The following is an 18499-nucleotide window of genomic DNA, read 5'->3' as shown; positions in this document are numbered from 1 at the left end:
ACCTCAGGTCGGCTGACCGTCCACGACGCCGATTTTCTCGATCAAGGCCCCAGGGAACCGTAATCGGCGCGCGTGTTCCCAGCTGTTGGGGCTGTGCTGGGCAGCAAGCAAACCCCAGTCGCCGGCGCGGGGAGCCCAGCGCTGTGTCGCCGGATCGCGCTGCAGAGTGGGTCCCGCATCCAATGTGACCCGGACGGTCGACTCCGCCCCTGGCTGCAGCGTGACCTTCTGGAAGCCCAGCAGCTGCGCTACCGGCTTGGGGAGGGAGGTGTCCGCGGCGTAGACCTGCACGACGGTCGATCCCTCGCGATCACCGGTATTCGTCACGAGAACGTCAGCGCTGCCTCCCGTGTCGTCGAACTTGTGGTCGAGGAGCCGGTGCTCGATTGTCGTGTAGCCCAGGCCGAACCCGAACGGGAATGCTGGCGCGTGCCCATCACCGTCGAGCATGCGTTGACCCCACTTGTCGTCGTAGATGACGGACTTCGCAGCGCTGTCGAACGGCGGGAGATGTGCGGCGTCCGTCGGCAGCACAAACGGCAGCCGTCCACCGGGCTCCGCGGCGCCGGTGAGCACGCTCGCTAGCGCATGGCCGCCCTCCATCCCTCCGTACCAGGCGAGGAGGAGCGCCGGCACGCGGTCTCGCCATTTCTCCGTCAGGATCGCGCTGCCTCCGATCAGCACGACGACGGTCCGTGAATTTACTGCTGCGACTGCGCGAATAAGGCGCACATCGGAGGGGCGCAGATCGAGCGAGTCGCGGTCGCCGCCACGGACGAACCGTGACGCAAAGTGTGCCAGGGCAATGAGCGGCCCTTGGAGTCGACCCGAGCCAAATGCCCGGCCGAGCACGCCCACGTCCACACCAGCGGTGACGACCGACTCGCCCTCATCGTGCTGGTCCAGGCCGACGACGACGATGACCGTTTCCGCTGCGGCCGCCGCAGCGACTGCGGCACGTACGTTTTTGCCGGAGGTGCTCGTGATCCGTACTTGGGGAAGCGCGTCCCTTAGCCCCTGCAGCGGCGAGACCGTGGAGGGGGGCCGAACGCGTGAGGAACCGTGATCACCTAGGTTCGCCTGCCCCGCGAGGCGCCCGATCACCGCGAGGTGCCCGGTCGTGGGGGCCAATGGTAGCAACGGCGCAGTGCCGGTGATCTCGTTCTTCAGCAATACGATCGACTCTGCGGCTACCTGGTAGGCCAGCTTCCGATGCGCCGGCGAGGCAATGAGGGCCGGGCTCGGCACCGCCTCCTCGCGCGTCGCGGCATGCAGCACGCTGGTGCGCAGGATCCGGCGCGCTGAGCGCAGCACGGTCGTACGGGCCACCTCACCCCGGTGGAGCGCGGCCGGCAGATCGCGGGCTCGCACCAACCGCAGCGGCATCTCCACGTCCATCCCCGCCTGAAGGCTCAGGACCGCATCATGGGTACCGAACACCCAGTCGCTCGTCACGAACCCCGAGAAGCCCCACTCGTCCCGCAACACATCGGTGAGCAGTGGACGATTGACGTCCATATACTCGCCCCGCACCCTGTTGTAAGCACTCATCACGGAATCGACGCCCGCATCTACAACGGCCTTGAAGTGCGGCAGGTACACCTCGTGGAGGGCGTGCTCGCCGACCGAGACATCGACCTCGAAGCGCTCGTTCTCCACCGAGTTAAGCGCGAAGTGCTTCACACACGCCATCACGTTCACACGTACGCCTCGGGTCAGGGCCGACCCCATCCGGCCGGTGAGCACCGGATCCTCCCCGTAACACTCCTGCGCCCGGCCCCACGCGGGGTGGCGAAGCAGGTTGACACACACGGAGGCGGAGTAGTTGGCGCCCCGTGCCCTGGTCTCCAACCCGATAGCGTGACCTACCCGCTCCTCCAGAGACGGGTCCCACGTCGCGGCGCGCGCCATCGTCACAGGGAAGGCAGTGGAGGTGCCAATCACAACGCCGCGGGGGCCGTCGCTAAACCGGATTCCCGGGATGCCGAGCCGCGGGACCGCCCCGGCCACGAAAGGCCGCCGATCCAGCAGCACCGGGATGAGCGGCAGCAGCTGCTTGGGAGAGTCGCCGTCAAGCAGTCCAAGGAGCTCCCGATCAGTCATCCTGTCGATCAGCTGATCCGCAGCCTCATCCGCATCGAGCTCACCAGCCCGGACTGCGCTGACCGCCTTGCCATATGGGCTTACCTCAGACGTCAACACTTTCCTCGACCCGGATCGTGTACCCGCACTCCACCGCCTCACTGCTCCAGCACTCGCGCAACCCGACCCGCTCCAACCATCTCCATGCCCTAAATTATGCACCCTCTTGGCCTCAATCCGGTGCCCAGCAACCGGGGTGAGGCCACACCACGCGATCATTCTGATCCTATGGCCCGGAATCCGCCAACGCTTTCGCCGCTTGATTCCGCTGGCCGTGTCGATAGCCCGATAACAGTGAATACGACACGGCGGTGTCAAGCCGTCTTAGCAACAAGCCCCGGATCAGCGGAACTCAACTCATCCAACGAGCCTGAAACAGCAAAATCCTTGGTAAACACAAGAGGCTAGTGGCTTGCCGAACGATTACATCCCTCTCAGAATCCTCAACGCCTCACCCCGTTCCTAGGACCGGGTTTTTCTTTTTTTACTTGGTAGTCCTTGGCATCATCCAGGGGGAATTCGGCAATGATTTCCCCGGTTTCATGGTGAATGACGACACAGGCGCCGGTGATCACCAGGCCTACCCTGCCATGTTAATAGGTACGGCCAATGCCGAGGTGGAGGAGAAGTTAACTGCTAAGGTCCACTTCGAGGCCCACGGATTGCTGGAGCGCACGGTCATAGAGAATTCTTCCGATGGCGAGGTCTAGCATTCCGATTCCCACGGAGTTGAACAAGGTGATGTCATCTGAATCTGTACGCCCTGGCGTTTTCCCTGTGATGACGTCCCCAAGTTCGCCTTGGACCTGCTCCGCTGTCATGACCTTTTCGTTGATCGGAATCAGCAGGTCTCCGGACTTTGTGAGCGCTGTTGACAAGCTATCCACAAATACCCGGGAACGGATCATTCCTTCAGAATCTATTTCACGCTCGTCAGGCCGGGGCCTTGCACCTACAGCGTTGACATGCAGACCAGACTGAAACCATTTGCCAAAAACGAGCGGTTCAGAAGCCGGTGTGAGTGTGCACAGAATGTCCGCGGACTCCACAACAAATTGGGCAGACGGAGCAATAACCACGTTAAGCTCCAAATGTGCGATCTGACGCTGGAATGCTTCGATGGTTGAAGCTTTCCGGGACCAAACCACCACCGTCCGTATTGAAAGAACAGCAAGCATTGCCTCAACATGCGCCACAGCCAAAGCTCCAGCACCAACAAGCCCGAGAACGGAACTCTCAGCTCTCGCGAGGGCTTTGCTGGCCACAGCGCTGGCCGCTGCCGTGCGGACACGTGTGGGGATACGTCCGTCCAAGATAGCTAGAGTCTCCCCTGTAGTTTGGGAAACCAACAAAAGGGTTGAACGCTGTGTTGGCAAGCTGCGCTCCACGTTTCCGGGGATATCGGAAAGTAACTTCACTGAAGCTAGGCCGCTAGGGCCCGAAACCGCCGCCATCGGAAGGAACCGTGAGTCAGAAGCAGGCAGGTGAAGCGATCCCGGGGCTGGCTGGTGGGCTAACCCATCGGAAATCTCTGCGAATGCTCGTTCCACAGCCTCGATGGTGCGCGGCATATCAACTAAGGAATCGAGTTCGGAAGCTGTCAAAATTAGTGTCATCTCAGGGTCCTTGATGTCTACGGAGGAGAATTTGCTTGCGTCTGAAAAATTGTATGGAAAGGCAAATGAGCCTGCCTTCAGCAGTGACTCCAACGCCACTACTCCGGAGCAATTTTACTCTGCCAACACCGTGATATTCCGCCTAGGCACAGCAATGCATTACTCAGGGAATCACGTCCACACCACACCATTGTTGGACGAATAAGAAAGATCAGTCCGCTGTAAACAGATCAGTACCCAACCTCGTCAGAACAAGCCGGCAGGCGCTGGGGATGGGCTCAATGATGACCGCAATGTTTTCAGCAGAGAGCCTGCGGGCCGTTTCACTGAGCGGCCCACCAGCAATTATTACCGCCTGAGCGCCACTAGCAACCGATTCCCCTACAGCTTGACGCAGCTCCAGGAATTGCCGTTGCGGATCTGCAGCGAGTGCCAACGGTCCGCTGGTTGTCAGCTTGACCCCGCGGAAATACTCGGCTCGGTCATGATTCATGACCAGATGCCTCAGCGAGGGCACTAGCAACGGGGTACTGGTTGCCATACCGAAAGTTCTGCCGCCCTCAGACGCGGCCAAGATCGAGGCTTCACCTATTCCCACTACGGGGACCGTCACCTCGTCGCTAAGTTCTTGACGCCCAGGATCACCAATGGCAGCAACCATGATTGCCACTACATCCGGACCGTCAGGACCGGCCAAGTAGGTTCGTACCACGTCGAGAACATGGGTTGCTGCAGCCTCGAGACTTGCTGGATCGATGATCATTCTGGGCCCATGAAAAGCTGTAATGCCCACAGCTGCTAAGCCGCTACCGCGCAGTTCAAGCGTTGCTAAATCTTGCATCATTGCTGTAGTTTTTGGGTTCGTGTTGGGGTTGACCATCAGAATTACCCGACGCTTAGTGGACATAAACAGCCTGTTCCTCTTCTTCTAAAGCTTTGCCAAAAGGTCCGTAATGGTCGGCAACTACACACAGAATCAGGGGAAGAGCCCGCCAGCAAGTGAGCCGACGGCCAACATGATCGAGGTACCAAATCCCACAACTATGGCAATACTAGTATCAAGAAAAGCTATGCAATGTCCCCCAAGTACAGCCCCGAATGGCCGCTGCAGTGAGTGCCTTCTTGCGCGGCATTCAACTGGCAAGCTAAGTTGCCCTCGCCGCGCTGATTAGCGGACCCGGACTGCATGAGGAGCGTGAACCACCCTGAACAAATGCACCCATCCTGCGGGGCGTGTTTGAGTATGATCTGACTATGACAACTCATGTCCTCGTTGCCGGTGCTACCGGTGATCTTGGGAGCCGGATCATGCGCGAACTTCTGCTGAGGGATACCCACATCAGGGTTCTCACCCGTCCGGGCAGTGGAAAAGCACAAGCAATGTACGGCAATAACAACCGCATGGAGATCGTCGAGGTACATTACTCCGATCAGTCAGCCCTATCTACCGCCCATTTAGACGTTGAGACGGTGATCTCTTCGGCGACCGGGTCACTGCCCCCCGACATCGCCCGCACCATGTCCGATCTGAGCGGAACTCCGTACAATTTGCTGTGGGCTGGCACCACGAATGTGCTCCCAGCCATTAGCAAGGTTGCCCAACGCTTCTGGAAGGATCCGCTCGCCACGTTTCCCGCTTGGCAGGGAATGCAGTACTTCATGAGCACGTTCTCTGGCCAATCACAGTTGCGCCATGTTGAGAACAACCGCTATGGCAAACATCCTTGGACCACGGTGAAGGATGTTCTCGCCCAGCATGGCCTGGACAACGCAAACCAACACTGATCCCGGACCAGCTGAGGCCAAAAATAGCAGTGTCAAATCTGTCCTGACTCGGCATGGTCTATGCACTTCGTCCTCGATTCGCCTAGGGTGGGCAAGGACGAAAGGAACATTTCATGAAGAAAATCCTCATGGTACTGACCAGCGTTTCAGAGATTCCCGGTACGGGCGAGAAGACTGGCTACAACGTGGCCGAAGCCGCTCATCCTTGGAAGGTCTTCAAGGATTCCGGCCATTTCGTTGACTTCGCCTCTATCCAAGGAGGTCAGCCCCCGCAGAACGAGGTGGACACCGACGATCCCATCCAGGTGGCCTTCACCCAGGACGAGGCTACGCGCGCCGGCCTGTACAACACAGCCCGCGTCGACGTCGTAGATCCAGAGCAGTACGACGCCGTCTATCTGGTAGGCGGCCACGGAACCATGTGGGATTTCCCGGAAAGCAAGGGCCTTCAGCAACTGGTAGCCAGTGTTTACAACGCGGGCAACGTGGTGGGCGCGGTCTGCCACGGCCCAGCTGGCTTGGTGAACGTGGAGCTGGCGAACGGGATACACCTCGTCAATGGACGGAAGGTCGCTGCCTTCACCAATGACGAAGAGGTAGCCGCGGGCAAGGACAAAGTTATCCCCTTCTTCCTGGCGGACCGCCTGGAGGAGAAGGGTGCAACCCACGTCTTTGCCGACGTCTTCGAGGAAAAAGTTGTGGTTGATGACCGGCTGGTAACCGGACAGAACCCAGCCTCAGCCGCGGGGGTGGCAAAGGAGATGGAGAAGCTCTTTGCCGAGGTAATCCACCAAGAAAAAGCTGTGCTAGAGCAGGAAGCACAAGCTCTACGTGCAAAGAAGGACGCCGAGAAGGCGGCTGCTGCAGCTGCTGCGGCGGATACTGAGCACTAACGCTACAAGCACCTTCAGGCAACGGCCGTCCTTCCCTTGAAGGGCGGCCGTTGCCCGTTCAGTCCAAGGGTGGGTTACCCGCCACCAACAGGTACCGCATTAGCTACTCGCCCCTAGGGCCAGCGCGGCAACACCGCTTGAGTGATGCGGTCTGCGCTACGCTCAGCTGGCGTGAAAAGGCTCAGTATTCCCCTACCTGCCAGTGACTGCCAGTGACTGCCAGTGACAAAATAGGTAACATGACACAGCACGGTGTCATGTGGCCACTCGATGAAAGGCAACACCATTAAAAAAGATTTGAAGGACGCTGCAGGTGCCGCCGAGAACGCCGCGAACTCTCGGATCTTTGTCATCACCGCCCGAACAGGCTTTGCCGTCAGTGGTGCCTTGCATGTCTTGATCGGCTTGATCGCCATACAGTTAGCCTTCGGTAAAGCCGCGCAGGCAGACCAAGGTGGTGCCATGGCCCAACTTGCCCAGGGAACCGCCGGTGCGTTCCTGCTTTGGCTTGGTTTCACGGCCTGTGCGGCACTGGCCTTATGGCAACTCAGTGAAGTTGTTTTTGGGTATCGCGAACGTGAACCCAAATCAAAGCTGTGGAAAAAGCTTGCCGCAGCAGGGCAGGCGGTAGTTTTTTTGGCTATGGCCATAGCTTTTAGCTCGTTCGCTGTTGGTAACGGAAAAAATAGTGGACGGTCCACAAGCGACTCCACAGCCGAGATTATGAAGTTACCACTGGGACCGCTGCTGTTGATCTGCGTTGGTGTTGGCCTCATCGTGACAGGGGTGGTCTTCGCTGTCAGGGGTATCCGCACCTCTTTTAAGAAGAACCTTTCCTTACCCTCCTCAGCCGCTTTACGAGCAATCATCACCGGCCTAGGGCTCATTGGATACATCGCAAAAGGTATCGCGTTGTTTTTGGTGGGACTGCTCTTCATCATTGCCACCCTCCAGGCACGGCCCCAGGAGTCCACCGGATTAGATGGTGCGCTAAAAGCCGTGCGGGAGCAACCGTATGGGGTCTATCTCCTGACCCTCATTGGCGCAGGCCTAATCTGTTACGGGCTCTACCAAATTGCCAAGGCCAGATTCGTTAAAATGTGACACCACAGCACCACCGCGACCACAGGTAACTAGAACTGCACCACAGGCCTGACATAACTTAGTCCGTGATGGTAAAGACACTCCCCTGCGTTATCAAGGACATTTGCAACTTGGGTTTGCTGTGGCTGCGCCGAAGTTTGGAACCTCCAGCCTCCACCCGATACGGTGAGTTGATGGCGGACATCACACTCTTTACCATTGGACACTCCACCCACTCGATGGATGAATTCATTGCCCTCTTGAAGGCTCACGGGGTGAAGAAGGTTGTTGACGTACGCACCATACCCAAGTCCCGACACAACCCCCAGTTCATGGAGCATTCCCTAGCGGCCAGCCTGCGGGCGGCAGGGTTGACGTATCGACGGGTTGCTTCCTTGGGTGGTTTGCGCCATTTCAAGCCGGATAGTCCCAATGGTGGCTGGCGCAACAAGTCATTTCAAGGCTACGCCGACTACATGCAAACTGATGAGTTTCGTGAGGCCTTGGAGAATCTCATCCAACGCGCCCAGCACAACGATCTTGCCATCATGTGTGCTGAAGCGGTGCCGTGGCGTTGTCACCGGTCAATGATCGGTGATGCTCTTGTGGTCCGCGGCGTGAGAGTCCTTGACATTATGACCGAAAAGCGTGCAACAGAGCATGTGCTCCGCCCTTTTGCCCGCGTAGAACGAGAAAAAATCACCTATCCCCCTATGAAGAAAACGACGGCCCGGCAGAATAGTCTCCAGCGGTATCGGTCAGTAATGAGATTGCTAGAGACGGGATGTAGTGGAGCCAACCCGCTGGGCCTTGAACTAGCTAGTCCCCGGGCTTCTGTGCAGGTGACGGTCGTGGCCGGACGCGTTTGTGGTCTGGGAAGAATCCGTGCTCGAGTCCCCAAAGGATGGCGTTGGAGCGGTCCGTTACGCCGATACGGCGGTAACAGCTTCGGATGAAGGTCTTGACGGTATTGATGGATAACCTGGCTCTTTCGGCTATTTCCGCGTTACTGAGGCCTTGGGTGATAAGGGCAAGGACTTCAGCCTCCCGTTGAGTCAGGCCCTCTTCGCGGCCAGGCCAATCACCAAGGCTCGATTTCGACTGTCCACTGGGACCGTGGAAAACTTGGCTTTCACCACGGTGGATATCGTGGAGGGCGCTAACAAGACGGGCCGCCGGAAGGCCTTTGGATAAGTACCCGCTGGCGCCGTTGGCCAGTGCAGCGTTGATCCGTGTTTCATCAAGGTCCCACGAATAGACAACCACCTTGCCTGCCAGCGGATTGCTTGCCAACTCATGCACATCCACACCGTCTCCCGGCAAAGCCGCGAACGTATCATAAAGCGTGATATCGGCAGTCCTCGCCACATTTCGGTTGAGGTCCAGTTCAACCACCTCCACGGTATCCCCATAAGACCGAAGCATCATCTCCAGCCCTCGAAGCACGATTTCATAGTCATCTACCAGAGCGACGCGAAGGTTTACCATTCTTCCACTTTAGAGCAGGAGGGGGCGCAAGAGTCCACCCCTTAGGGTGAAGACGTTAACCCCATCCAAAAATTAGGATTTAGGGATGAATACAGCACAAACCCAGAACAAAACCGCGCCTGAGGACGACGATCTCGGCCAGGCGAGCGTTCGGGAACTTATTGTTCAATTGGCCCTAGCCGAGGATGAGCATCGAAACACCGCAAACCCCACGAAGATCGCTGCACTGACCCGGCGCGAACAAGCAATCATCGGGGCGTTACAAAGAGGTGGGCTGGGGACCACAACCCTGGCCAGCCCACACAAACTTGGTCCGTCAACAGGCTTCTCCTCTGAAAACCTCGTGGGTAAATAGTGTCAGCAGAGACCAAGACACGGCTAAGCCTTAGTCAGACGGAGTATCCGTATATTCGATCACCGAAAAACCTGCAAGCAACCGCCGTAAGGGTGGTGGTTAGGGATGCCGGCATCGAGATTCACGGATATGCGGTTGCACGCGAGGGGAACCACGTTTCTATTGTGTGGACTGTAGCATCCGGCCGGCACCGTCAGCGTACTTTCTCGGCCGATAACGTTTTCCTGTCAGGATTCGGCCACGGCTGGGACGGATACCCGATCCCTTTCGAGAACCTCGCTGCCCTACGTCCGGCAGCGCACTGACCGCGGCGGAAGTGTGCAGCATGCTGTTCTCGCAAACTCAGCGGTCCAGACTTCAAGAGAGCGTACGTCAGGAGCAGAGCATGCCCACTGTTTATCAACAAGTCAGCATTTCTCCCTTGTCCCCTGACTCCAAACCGGGAAATGCGTTGCAGGAGTCAGCCTCCCGAACTTTTTCACTAGGACCCTCGCCTCTTGACCTTCCCCTCTCCCCACACGCAGCGATTTCAAAGTCCGGCGCGGGCGCGGCTCAATTGGTGCTGCAGTTCATGGGTCTAGCCGATGCTCTCTCGCGCCGCTATAGTGCGCCCGGGTGTGAGGCCGAAGACTTGCAGCAGGTAGCCAGGCTTGGACTCGTAAAGGCTGCCAGAAGGTATCGCGAATCCGGAAATCATGGGTTCATGGCCTTTGCCGTGCCCACCATCACTGGGGAGCTCAAACGGTATCTCAGGGATCATTCTTGGGTGGTGCGGCCGCCTAGGCCCATCCAGGAAGCCAGGCTCAAAATCAGGCAGGTGCGCCCCGAGCTGACGCAGCATCTAGGCAAGGCTCCCTCAACTGCCGATCTGAGTGTGGCAGCTGGCTTATCAGTGGCGGAAACCACACTGGCCTTGTTAGCGGAGATGGCAATGGTGGCCCAGCCGATTGAACAAAATGACGCGCCAACAAGCTACGAGGGCCAAGTCCATGCCGCCCGTCTGGCGACGGAGGACCCCGGATATGAACGAGTTGAGCAAAAGCTAACGCTTGAAGCGGCTTTGCGGGACACGAGCGAGGAAGATAGGCGCCTACTTCATTTGCGCTTCGTGCTTGAGTTCTCGCAAGGGCAGATTGCTCAGGAATTCGGGGTCAGTCAAATGCAAATTTCCCGACGCCTCCAACGGTTACTCGACCGCCTCGGGCGCCGGCTGACCGATCCCGCGGATAAGTAGACGAAAACGCTGTAAATAGCTTGAAGTGAGCCTGTCCGCCATCCTCCCTAGAGGATGGCGGACAGGCTCACACTAATCTCAGGCCTTGCGCCCCACAATGGCGCCATAGATGCCCAAAACCACCAGTGAACCTACAATGGCGACCAGCCAGGTTTGCAGGCTCCAAAAATTCTCAAGCCCGACGCCGAAGATCGCACTACCGATCCATCCCCCGAGCAAGGCCCCCACCACTCCTAAGAGCATGGTGATCAGGATGCCGCCACTTTGGCGGCCGGGGAGGATAGCTTTTGCTATCGCACCAACAATGAGTCCCAGTATCAGGAACGCAATAAAACCCATGAAATAACTCCTTTTAGTTCAACTTCTCAGATCGAGGGGCGTGCCCATTGTGGGTTCACCCAGGTGACGGCGCAACCGTTAGCGGTCAGTGACGTCCTTGGCAGCATCTTTGATGTGCTCACCAGCCTGCTTGACACCGGCCTTGGCCTGGTCCGCTTGGCCCTCCGCTTCAAGGCCCTGATCATTCGTGGCTGAGCCGATGTGCTCCTTGGCCTTGCCCTTGAGCTCTTCGGCCTTATTCTCAAACTTGTCTGCGATACCCATGGTTGTCTCCTTCAGGGAACGAAAAGCATCAGAGGCCACCCGGCCGCTGCTTTTCGATCCGTTTCCCGGGCTCAGCGGCAATGGCGCCACGAGCCTCAACCATTACAATTCCCCCAACTGAGGAATCCAAACATTTTCGATGCCAAGTTCTCTGCTGCGTTAACCTCATAACGAGCCAAAGCAGGGGTCAGAAACTAGGCATTCCGAGCAGAACGTATCCGGTTCGGCCCATCTCCTTGGCGCAGTGTTTGCCCGAGCTCATGCAACGCCGTGCGCTTATCCATTGGCAGTGCCAACATGGTTTCAAGAGCACGTTTGATCTCTTCCACGGTGGCTGTGTTTGGTGCGAGGGCTGCACCAAAGCCGGTGGATTCAAGAGCAGCGGCGCCGGCGAACTGGTCAGTGGAGAAGGGTAGAACCACCAACGGCACACCAAACGTCATTGATTCAGTGACACTGTTGTTGCCCCCATGGGTAACACCTACGGCAGCAGACTCCAGCAAGGTAACTTGCGGCAGGAATTCACCCACCAACCAATGGTCCGGAATTTCACCGAGGGACTCCAATTCCGTAGAACCATAGGCGATAGCAGCTCTAATCCCAGATTCACGTAGTGCCGTGACAACTTTGATCAGGACGTCCGAACGCACGGAAAGAAAGCTGCCGAAGCTGACGTATACATAGGGTTCATTGGTGGAGGCAATCCACTGTGAGACGCGCGGATCGGTTGGCTCAGCACGCACGGAGGAGCCCAGGAACAAGTGTTGTTGCAGCAGCTCCTTCCTTTCCATTGGCACCAACTCCTCAGGGTAGTTAAAAACGAGTAGGTCCCCGTGCTCTGCGAAAGCGTCCGGTGAAGGTGGGAGGTGGGGAGCCAACACGGCCAACGCTTGGTTCCACTCGGTGGTGAATGATTCACTGACCTGCAAACACAAGTTCTTCAGCTCTTGCAGTTCGCTCTCGTCAGGAGAGAATGCAGCCGGCCATGCCGGAGGATACCCATAGACTTCCGCGGCCAGGGGCAAGGGCAATGCCGTGGGATGGCCCAGGACCACGTCGATGTGATGGACCCCTGCAGCAACCATGGCAAGACGCGCGCTGAACGCCAAATGATCCACAATGATTGTGTGTGGTTGGATCTCCTCAATGATGGCCTGCACCGCCCTAGCCGTGCTGACAGGCTCCCACATCAGATCGTTCATGCGGGCCTCAGCCTGGAAGGTCAGGGTGTCTATCATCCCGTTGCGCGTGGCTGAGAAGAAGCCCCGCAGTGCATCATCCTCACCTTGAGGCTGTTCCTCGGCACGGATAACACCTGGGTTTGAGCCACGGCTAAGTTGCAGGGGTGTGTGTTCAAAGCCAAAGGACTCCACGATGGATGCTGTGGCAGGCCCGGTCGCAACCACAACCCTCTCGCCAGCAGCCAACCAGCTAGTTCCCAAGGCCGCCAGAGGATAAAGGTGTGAGGCGTAGTCTGGGCTAATGATCAAAAGTGTCATGCGCTGGCCATCAATTCTCGTCGCAATTGAACATCGTTTTGGTGCACGTTGCTGTACACCTGGTTCAGTGTGTGGGCCATCGCCTCTATAGTGAAGCGATCTTGGACAACACTGCGGGAGTAGAGCGCCCGTGTGTCTGTTACTTCATTAGCCGCACACACCAGCGCATCATTAATGGCCCCAGCCAGCAACGCAGTGTCCCAAGTGGTGGTAAGAAATCCAGTCCGCCCTTGTTCCACATACGTCGCGGGGCCACCAGCATCCGGGGCAACCACCAGTAAGCCTGTTGCCATGGCCTCCAAAAGCGCAATGCCAAACTCTTCCTTTAGGCTCCCGCAAACATACACACCATTGGGACCGGCAAAACCAGGAATTCCAGTGCGGGTTGCTGCGATCCATCGGGCAACTGTGTCGTTCGGGCGATGACCGGCAATCAACAGCCCTTCCTGGCTTTGCACCTCAGGACTGAGAGTTCCGTTGATGAGCTGGAGCTGTTCGCGTTCATCCGCTGAAGGATCTTGGAGATTCCCGCCAATGATCAAAAGGTTGGTCCGGTGACGCAGATCAGAACCTGCCCAGGCTTCAACTATCGTTGACATCCCCTTGACCCGGTGCAACCGGCCCACACTTGTCAGTAGCGGCAGCGCGCGCCGTTCGGCGGGAAGAGCGTTGAGAAGGTCCCGAAGTTCCAGCAGCGCCGGGCTAGCTGGACCCCCGGAGACGAGGGACTCAGCTTCAAGAACAGCCTGGTCAATCACGCCCAGATCAATGCCCTCAGGAACAATGGTGTGCCGCTGTGGTTCCTTGCCAATATCAATTCCAATCAGCTCGTTGATGTCGTGCCGAAGATTAGGCCGGGGGAAAAAAACGGTATGGGCTGAATTGGCGGCGAGTCGTTGAACAAGGCGGGCGCGGAACCAAAAATGTTCAATCTCGTCAGTGGTTCCAAAGTTTTCCCGGTTGAGAGTGCCAGCAAGATCCATGGAGTTGATGACTGCGTGCGGATCCGGTGCCACCGTGAACACCACCGGGATATCGAGGGCCCGGGCAACGTCGAAGGCGGCAAGGCTGCCTACATCTGCCATTCGCAAGTGAAGCACGTCAACGTTCCCGGCAGCCCTGAGTAGGCGGCTGATGCCACGCCGGGCAGCGACCCAAAAAGTCCAGGGATTCGCTGATTGTTTGGGGTCCTGCAGCAACGGTATATGGCCGTAGACGTGGCCTTGCTCGATGTTGCCCAATGCTGCCATGCTCTGTGATGCAGCTTCCGCTTTTCCTCGAGAAAGGGTGAGCACACGGTCAACCTGCAGGTTACGGCCCCCGCCCACCTGAACGTCATCTGGATTGCGTTGCTGACCAGCCACGAGGGCGTCACCAAGACGCACCAACAACGTGGCAATGCCGCCATTGTCACCGCTTCCGGAATGGCTTAGGTGCGCATCGATATCAGCGTTCAGAAAAAGTTGGGCAACTGTCAGATTTGAACCTTGTTGCGGCATGTCCAGGTCAATATCTGGAACGTCGTGGACATCGAGGTCCATGAGAGAGAGTCTGGCAACCTCCGCCAGATGGCCCCCTCCCTCAACGAGAAGTGTCAGCAGTTCTACTACTTTAGGCTGTCCCCTTCTTTGCCCCAAGGCTGCAACAGCCGCACTGCGTACGGACATGTCCTCGCCAGGGTCATTGGCCAGGCGCAACAGCAGCGTCGTGGAGATGGCGTGTTGCACCAAACCCAGCGTCTCCACCAACCGGTAGCGGCTTTCAACTCTAGCTACACCCAGCAGTGCACTTTCCAGCGAAACGGAAACCATTTCAGGGACGGAAGTACCCCACGCTTCAAGAGTCCGCTGGGATAACATCCCCGCAAATCCGCCAGAAGCAACGAGCCCAACAAGCCTGCCCATGGATTCTAGATGGGGAGAGCGGGAACGGTGTGCCCACGCCGCATGCTCACGAATGAAACCGTGTTCGCTGGAGAGGAGGTCAGAAAGAACACTGTCGGCCTCCTCATCCACCATCTGTCCCAATGCATGCGTTGCTGCAATCGCAACAATCTGGTCCTTGGAACTGATGGCGTTGCGGAGGATGCGGATGTTTCGCACACCACCGTTTTGGCTCGCTTGTACTGCCAGATCGTCTGCTAGCCGCAAGGCATCAACGAGACGATCAGCATGCTTCAAGGCGTCAAGACAGTTCTGAACCCTCACGCGTTTACCTCTTCATGGATAGTTTCTCGCCAAGATAGCAACTTACCTACAACAATGATAATAATCACTGACAGGTCAAATATGCCAAACGGGGTGTCACAGTTTACCCACAAGATCACTGCACGCATTCGGCTGTTCTGCAATCCAAAAGTCGAATCTTGTCGCCACGTTTGAGGCAACGAGGGTGTGATGAGCTGCACCCTCGTGAATGCGGCTAGTCTGCCGCTAAGAAGAATTCCAGAGCTATTCCGTCCGGATCCTTGAAACTGAGGGCTGTCCCGTAGGATGCCTCAACCAACCCGCTGTGCTTGACACCAAGTTTTTCGAGATGGTCGCGCCACTCGAGCAACCCTGCTCTACCCTTCACTGCGAATCCGATGTGATCGAGGCCGGGATTTTTTTCATCGAAGTCCTTTGCCGAACTGATGGTGTGCTGGGTCAGCCCCAAGGTGAGTCCGCCGGCGAGCGTGAAGATGCGGCGTATGAACGGACCATCATCCATATACCCCGTAGGTTCGGTTTCCCATAGTCGAGAATAGAAGCTTGTACTGACGGTTATGTCCGTCACTGTCAGCGCCAGATGGTCAATATGCGGCAGGGCAGGCATGAGTGTCCTCGTGGTAGTTTTCGGCGGCAAACCTCTCCCCAAGATACCGCATCTCAAATCCCAGAACGTGATGTGACTGATACAACCTTCCGGACCCATCCGAGCACCGGATCCCTTAGGCGTGGCGGACTCCGGCCCCGTCAAGAACGGCCGTGTAGCCTTCCCGATATGAGGGGTAGGAAAACACGAATCCAGTTTCCCGTAGCTTGTTGTTGCGGCATCGTTTGCCGTGACTCCCCTGCCCGCTCGAGGAATTGTTGGTGACTTCCGGCGCGGGCAAATCAAGGCTGCGTGCCAAGAATTCAACAACTTCGCGACGATCAACCGGGTGATCGTCAACGCCGATATAGACACTCTCAGGCCAATCCTTGCGGGTCATGAGGTGGATGACTGCGGCTGCCGCATCGTCACGATGAATCCGACTGCTGAATTCTGGCTCAGAGGAGATAGTCGCGATCCCCTGACGTACACGATCAATTTCCCGAGTACGGCCTGGCCCGTAAATTCCTCCAAGGCGCAGGATAACCGCCTCGGGAATCAGCTTGAGCAAGGTCTCCTCTGCTTCTAGCAGCACCACTGCAGTAGGCGAGGTGGGTTGGGCCAGCGTTGTCTCGTCAACCCAAGATCCATCGTCAACGCCGTACACCGCTGTTGATGACACGTACAGCACGCGCGGTGGCGCAGCGCAGTCTTCACGGATTGCCTCGGCAACGCGCAGGACGCTTTCTACGTAGGCGGACCTGTAGCCCTCCACACTGCGCTCATCGGGGCTCATGGCAATCACCACGATCGTGGCCTCCGCTGGTAGCTTCGGCACCTCTGCGGACAGATCAACAGCCTGTCCCTCGATTTCGGCTGGCAGTTTCGCAGCCGAGCGCCGAAGCCCTATTACCCGGTGGCCCAGAGAAGCGAACCGGAGTCCAACTTCAGTTCCGAGGTCACCACAGCCGGCAATCACTACAGCCATTTCATACTCCTCAGATCACACAGTTTGTTTGGATTTTCTCGATGCCCGGTTGCCGGGCATCGAGGAATGCTACGAGCTTATCCAAGATTTCTCGATGCCTTCACCGCCGCTCACCGCCGGCATATCCAATCGCGAACAGCCGTAGGCCGCTCTGCCATCAGCCGCTTCGGGCTTTCCTAATGATGTGCTGTTGTGGAGAATGAGAGCATGCAGACACGTGGCGATGGGTTCGGAGCGGTTCCACCAACTGTTGGGCAGGAGCCAGGTTTCGCTGTGGCGTCAGCCCCGGACCTCCCTCATGAGCTCTTCCTGCGCTGGCGTCAGGACGCGATCCATGCCGGTTTGACTGAGGCGTACGCAGCGATACTTTCCACTGTCGATGCGGACGGGATGCCCGATGCCAGGGTGCTAACCGTCAAGGACGTGAACGGCGATTGTGGTTTCAGGATCGCAACAGGTGACGACTCGACAAAAGGGGCCCAACTATTGGCAAATCCAAAGTGCGCTCTGACGTTCTACTGGAGTACGCTCAACCGCGTTGTGCGAATCCGCGGAACCGCGCACCGGGCTACCGCAGCAGAATCAGCCGCTGACTTCTTGACACGCCACCCGCAAACCAGAGTCAATGCTTTGGCTGCTCCACAGAGCTCCACCTTTGCAACAGATGCCGCACGCGAGGAACTCATCAAACAAGCTCAAGCCGCCATGGAGCTCGATCCGGAGATTGTTTCTCCCCAGTGGGCGGCATGGACTGTTGTACCTAAATCCGTGGAATTTTGGCAGGGCGATCCTCACCGCAACCACCAACGCCTGCGCTATCTACGGACCGATTCTGCGTGGGAAAAGCAGCGCTTGTGGCCGTGAGGTAGTGCCCGGGCCCGCCACTGGAACGTCAGTACAGGGTCAGCAGAAACTGCAGTCAACGATTAATTTTGGTCTGACGCCTACTGATTAAATGCATGACAGAACACCATAATCGTGTGTCCGGAACCTGAGGGTGTGGTTCGAGCGTTGCTTCTTACTGCCGGCTTGGGCTCAACACTAAATCTGAATGAAGCCAATTTTTCCATTGTTCGGTTAAATTTTGATTGACACTATGTGCACGGAAATAGGCAGGCCTCTTCCCAAAAACCACGAGCACCCTGGCAGTCTTAGCTGGGGTGCTCTGACGAGTTCACGCTCCATCAAATCATGCTGCCGTTGTGTGGGCCGCGACCTCAATCAACCGTACGGAGTGTAAAGGCGAAACCTTGGCGAAAGCCACCACAACTCTCGCCATCGAACGTCGGAGGGCTGTACTTAGCCTCTTCGAAACCCAAAGCCTGAAAAGAATATTGTGCATTTTCAGATGCCGCAATAGGCTTCCAGTGTCTTATTTTTTTCGCGTGATCCCGAAATAGCTCAGGCTTCAGAGCGGCACTTCACGGGGCTCCGTGCGCGAGGTTATAGGGTGGTGCGTTGGGTTTGGGATGACTTGCGTGATGCACGCCGGCTGGTGGCACTGCTGGAGAGTAATGGCCTACCCGCTAAGGAGGGTGGCTACCAGTGAACCAGAAAGAGGCCGTTGTTAAGATGTGAGGCTGGTTCACAGGCCTCACATCTTAACAACGGCCTCTACTGAGTGGTAGGTGCCCCCGCTCTAGACCTTCACCGGCAGGGTTGTGGGTTTGATCGAGGGGCGCGTGGCCTCGAACGCGGTGATGTCGGGTTCGTTGCGCAGTGTCAGGCCAATGTCATCGAGGCCTTCGAGTAGGCGCCAGCGGGTGTAGTCATCAATCTGGAACGGGGCCACCACGGTGCCTGCCGTGACCATCTTGGCTACCAGGTCCACTGTGACCGCGGTGCCCGGAGCGTTCTCCAACACCTTCCAGATCAGCTCAATATCATCCTGGGCTAGCTCAGCAGCAACCAGGCCCTGCTTGCCGGAGTTGCCACGGAAAATATCGGCAAAGCGAGAAGACAGCACGGCCTTGAAACCGTAGTCCTTCAATGCCCACACCGCGTGTTCACGCGAGGAACC

17 protein-coding genes and 1 pseudogene are annotated in these 18499 nt (G+C 57.5%); 7 read left to right on the top strand and 11 right to left on the bottom strand.

From position 1 onward, the window contains the following. Positions 1-3: 3 nt before the first annotated feature. The 3 genes from ABIB48_RS16925 to ABIB48_RS16915 all read right to left on the bottom strand — a co-directional run bounded on the left by ABIB48_RS16925 (position 4) and on the right by ABIB48_RS16915 (position 4638). Positions 4-2199 (bottom strand): beta-glucosidase family protein, encoded by a 2196-nt coding sequence (locus tag ABIB48_RS16925; RefSeq protein WP_257032513.1) that lies wholly within the window; start codon positions 2197-2199, stop codon positions 4-6. 572 nt (positions 2200-2771) lie between these two features. Then, entirely contained in the window at positions 2772-3758 is a 987-nt protein-coding gene (locus ABIB48_RS16920; RefSeq protein ID WP_110106493.1) for an ornithine cyclodeaminase family protein, read from the bottom strand. A 211-nt stretch (positions 3759-3969) separates the two neighbouring features. Continuing rightward, positions 3970-4638, bottom strand: a complete 669-nt coding sequence (locus tag ABIB48_RS16915; RefSeq protein WP_281268045.1) for an aspartate/glutamate racemase family protein — start codon at positions 4636-4638, stop codon at positions 3970-3972. Between the two features lie 374 nt (positions 4639-5012). On the opposite strand from ABIB48_RS16915, the gene ABIB48_RS16910 reads away from it, so the two are divergent. The 4 genes and pseudogenes from ABIB48_RS16910 to ABIB48_RS16895 all read left to right on the top strand — a co-directional run. After that, the gene (locus ABIB48_RS16910) at positions 5013-5543 is read left to right on the top strand and encodes an NmrA family NAD(P)-binding protein (RefSeq protein WP_110106272.1); all 531 of its coding nucleotides are present in this window, start codon (positions 5013-5015) and stop codon (positions 5541-5543) included. 113 nt (positions 5544-5656) lie between these two features. After that, a complete protein-coding gene (locus ABIB48_RS16905) occupies positions 5657-6436 on the top strand; it encodes a type 1 glutamine amidotransferase domain-containing protein (protein ID WP_110106271.1) in 780 nt (259 codons plus the stop codon). A gap of 270 nt (positions 6437-6706) precedes the next feature. Continuing rightward, the gene (locus ABIB48_RS16900) at positions 6707-7540 is read left to right on the top strand and encodes a DUF1206 domain-containing protein (protein WP_110106270.1); all 834 of its coding nucleotides are present in this window, start codon (positions 6707-6709) and stop codon (positions 7538-7540) included. Positions 7541-7608: 68 nt separating this feature from the next. Further along, positions 7609-8112 (top strand): annotated as a pseudogene (locus ABIB48_RS16895) (DUF488 domain-containing protein); the annotation flags it as partial. Positions 8113-8338: 226 nt separating this feature from the next. On the opposite strand, the gene ABIB48_RS16890 reads toward ABIB48_RS16895, so the two are convergent. Beyond that, a complete protein-coding gene (locus ABIB48_RS16890; RefSeq protein WP_110106269.1) occupies positions 8339-9007 on the bottom strand; it encodes a response regulator transcription factor in 669 nt (222 codons plus the stop codon). Between the two features lie 85 nt (positions 9008-9092). On the opposite strand from ABIB48_RS16890, the gene ABIB48_RS16885 reads away from it, so the two are divergent. Then, positions 9093-9362 (top strand): hypothetical protein, encoded by a 270-nt coding sequence (locus ABIB48_RS16885; protein WP_110106268.1) that lies wholly within the window; start codon positions 9093-9095, stop codon positions 9360-9362. A 325-nt stretch (positions 9363-9687) separates the two neighbouring features. Further along, complete coding sequence (locus ABIB48_RS16880; protein WP_110106267.1) at positions 9688-10596, top strand: sigma-70 family RNA polymerase sigma factor; 909 nt, start codon at positions 9688-9690, stop codon at positions 10594-10596. Between the two features lie 78 nt (positions 10597-10674). On the opposite strand, the gene ABIB48_RS16875 is transcribed toward ABIB48_RS16880, so the two are convergent. From ABIB48_RS16875 to ABIB48_RS16850, 6 genes are all read right to left on the bottom strand, one after another. Beyond that, a complete protein-coding gene (locus ABIB48_RS16875; protein WP_110106266.1) occupies positions 10675-10935 on the bottom strand; it encodes a GlsB/YeaQ/YmgE family stress response membrane protein in 261 nt (86 codons plus the stop codon). Between the two features lie 78 nt (positions 10936-11013). Continuing rightward, a complete protein-coding gene (locus tag ABIB48_RS16870; RefSeq protein ID WP_110106265.1) occupies positions 11014-11199 on the bottom strand; it encodes a CsbD family protein in 186 nt (61 codons plus the stop codon). 194 nt (positions 11200-11393) lie between these two features. Next, positions 11394-12698, bottom strand: coding sequence for a glycosyltransferase (locus ABIB48_RS16865; RefSeq protein ID WP_110106264.1), 1305 nt, complete (start codon positions 12696-12698; stop codon positions 11394-11396). Next, positions 12695-14905 carry a glycosyltransferase gene (locus tag ABIB48_RS16860; protein ID WP_354213698.1) on the bottom strand — a complete coding sequence of 737 codons (2211 nt, stop codon included), beginning with the start codon at positions 14903-14905 and terminating at the stop codon, positions 12695-12697. The genes ABIB48_RS16865 and ABIB48_RS16860 overlap by 4 nt, the downstream gene beginning before the upstream one ends. Positions 14906-15119: 214 nt before the next feature. Continuing rightward, positions 15120-15512: a VOC family protein gene (locus ABIB48_RS16855; RefSeq protein WP_110106262.1), complete on the bottom strand. Its 393-nt coding sequence runs from the start codon at positions 15510-15512 to the stop codon at positions 15120-15122. 115 nt (positions 15513-15627) lie between these two features. Continuing rightward, on the bottom strand, positions 15628-16479 hold the full coding sequence (locus ABIB48_RS16850) for an SDR family oxidoreductase (protein WP_354213697.1): 852 nt from the start codon (positions 16477-16479) through the stop codon (positions 15628-15630). Between the two features lie 207 nt (positions 16480-16686). Here ABIB48_RS16850 and ABIB48_RS16845 point away from each other — a divergent pair, with 207 nt between their 5' ends. Continuing rightward, on the top strand, positions 16687-17343 hold the full coding sequence (locus ABIB48_RS16845) for a pyridoxine/pyridoxamine 5'-phosphate oxidase (protein ID WP_110106260.1): 657 nt from the start codon (positions 16687-16689) through the stop codon (positions 17341-17343). A 775-nt stretch (positions 17344-18118) separates the two neighbouring features. On the opposite strand, the gene ABIB48_RS16840 is transcribed toward ABIB48_RS16845, so the two are convergent. Next, positions 18119-18499 (bottom strand): 3-isopropylmalate dehydratase small subunit (locus tag ABIB48_RS16840; protein ID WP_502914149.1); only part of this gene is annotated, 381 nt, incomplete at its 5' end.

It is taken from the genome of Arthrobacter sp. UYCu511 (genome assembly GCF_040547105.1).
Taxonomy (GTDB): domain Bacteria; phylum Actinomycetota; class Actinomycetes; order Actinomycetales; family Micrococcaceae; genus Specibacter; species Specibacter psychrochitiniphilus.
This window is presented reverse-complemented; position numbering and strand designations above follow the sequence as displayed.

Coding starts and splice junctions, on each gene's coding strand:
- ABIB48_RS16845 (WP_110106260.1), top strand. CDS start 16,687: ATGCAGACACGTGGCGATGGGTTCGGAGCGGTTCCACCAACTGTTGGG.
- ABIB48_RS16905 (WP_110106271.1), top strand. CDS start 5,657: ATGAAGAAAATCCTCATGGTACTGACCAGCGTTTCAGAGATTCCCGGT.
- ABIB48_RS16900 (WP_110106270.1), top strand. CDS start 6,707: ATGAAAGGCAACACCATTAAAAAAGATTTGAAGGACGCTGCAGGTGCC.
- ABIB48_RS16850 (WP_354213697.1), bottom strand. CDS start 16,479: ATGGCTGTAGTGATTGCCGGCTGTGGTGACCTCGGAACTGAAGTTGGA.
- ABIB48_RS16915 (WP_281268045.1), bottom strand. CDS start 4,638: ATGGTCAACCCCAACACGAACCCAAAAACTACAGCAATGATGCAAGAT.
- ABIB48_RS16865 (WP_110106264.1), bottom strand. CDS start 12,698: ATGACACTTTTGATCATTAGCCCAGACTACGCCTCACACCTTTATCCT.
- ABIB48_RS16855 (WP_110106262.1), bottom strand. CDS start 15,512: ATGCCTGCCCTGCCGCATATTGACCATCTGGCGCTGACAGTGACGGAC.
- ABIB48_RS16920 (WP_110106493.1), bottom strand. CDS start 3,758: ATGACACTAATTTTGACAGCTTCCGAACTCGATTCCTTAGTTGATATG.
- ABIB48_RS16885 (WP_110106268.1), top strand. CDS start 9,093: ATGAATACAGCACAAACCCAGAACAAAACCGCGCCTGAGGACGACGAT.
- ABIB48_RS16890 (WP_110106269.1), bottom strand. CDS start 9,007: ATGGTAAACCTTCGCGTCGCTCTGGTAGATGACTATGAAATCGTGCTT.
- ABIB48_RS16880 (WP_110106267.1), top strand. CDS start 9,688: ATGCTGTTCTCGCAAACTCAGCGGTCCAGACTTCAAGAGAGCGTACGT.
- ABIB48_RS16910 (WP_110106272.1), top strand. CDS start 5,013: ATGACAACTCATGTCCTCGTTGCCGGTGCTACCGGTGATCTTGGGAGC.
- ABIB48_RS16875 (WP_110106266.1), bottom strand. CDS start 10,935: ATGGGTTTTATTGCGTTCCTGATACTGGGACTCATTGTTGGTGCGATA.
- ABIB48_RS16870 (WP_110106265.1), bottom strand. CDS start 11,199: ATGGGTATCGCAGACAAGTTTGAGAATAAGGCCGAAGAGCTCAAGGGC.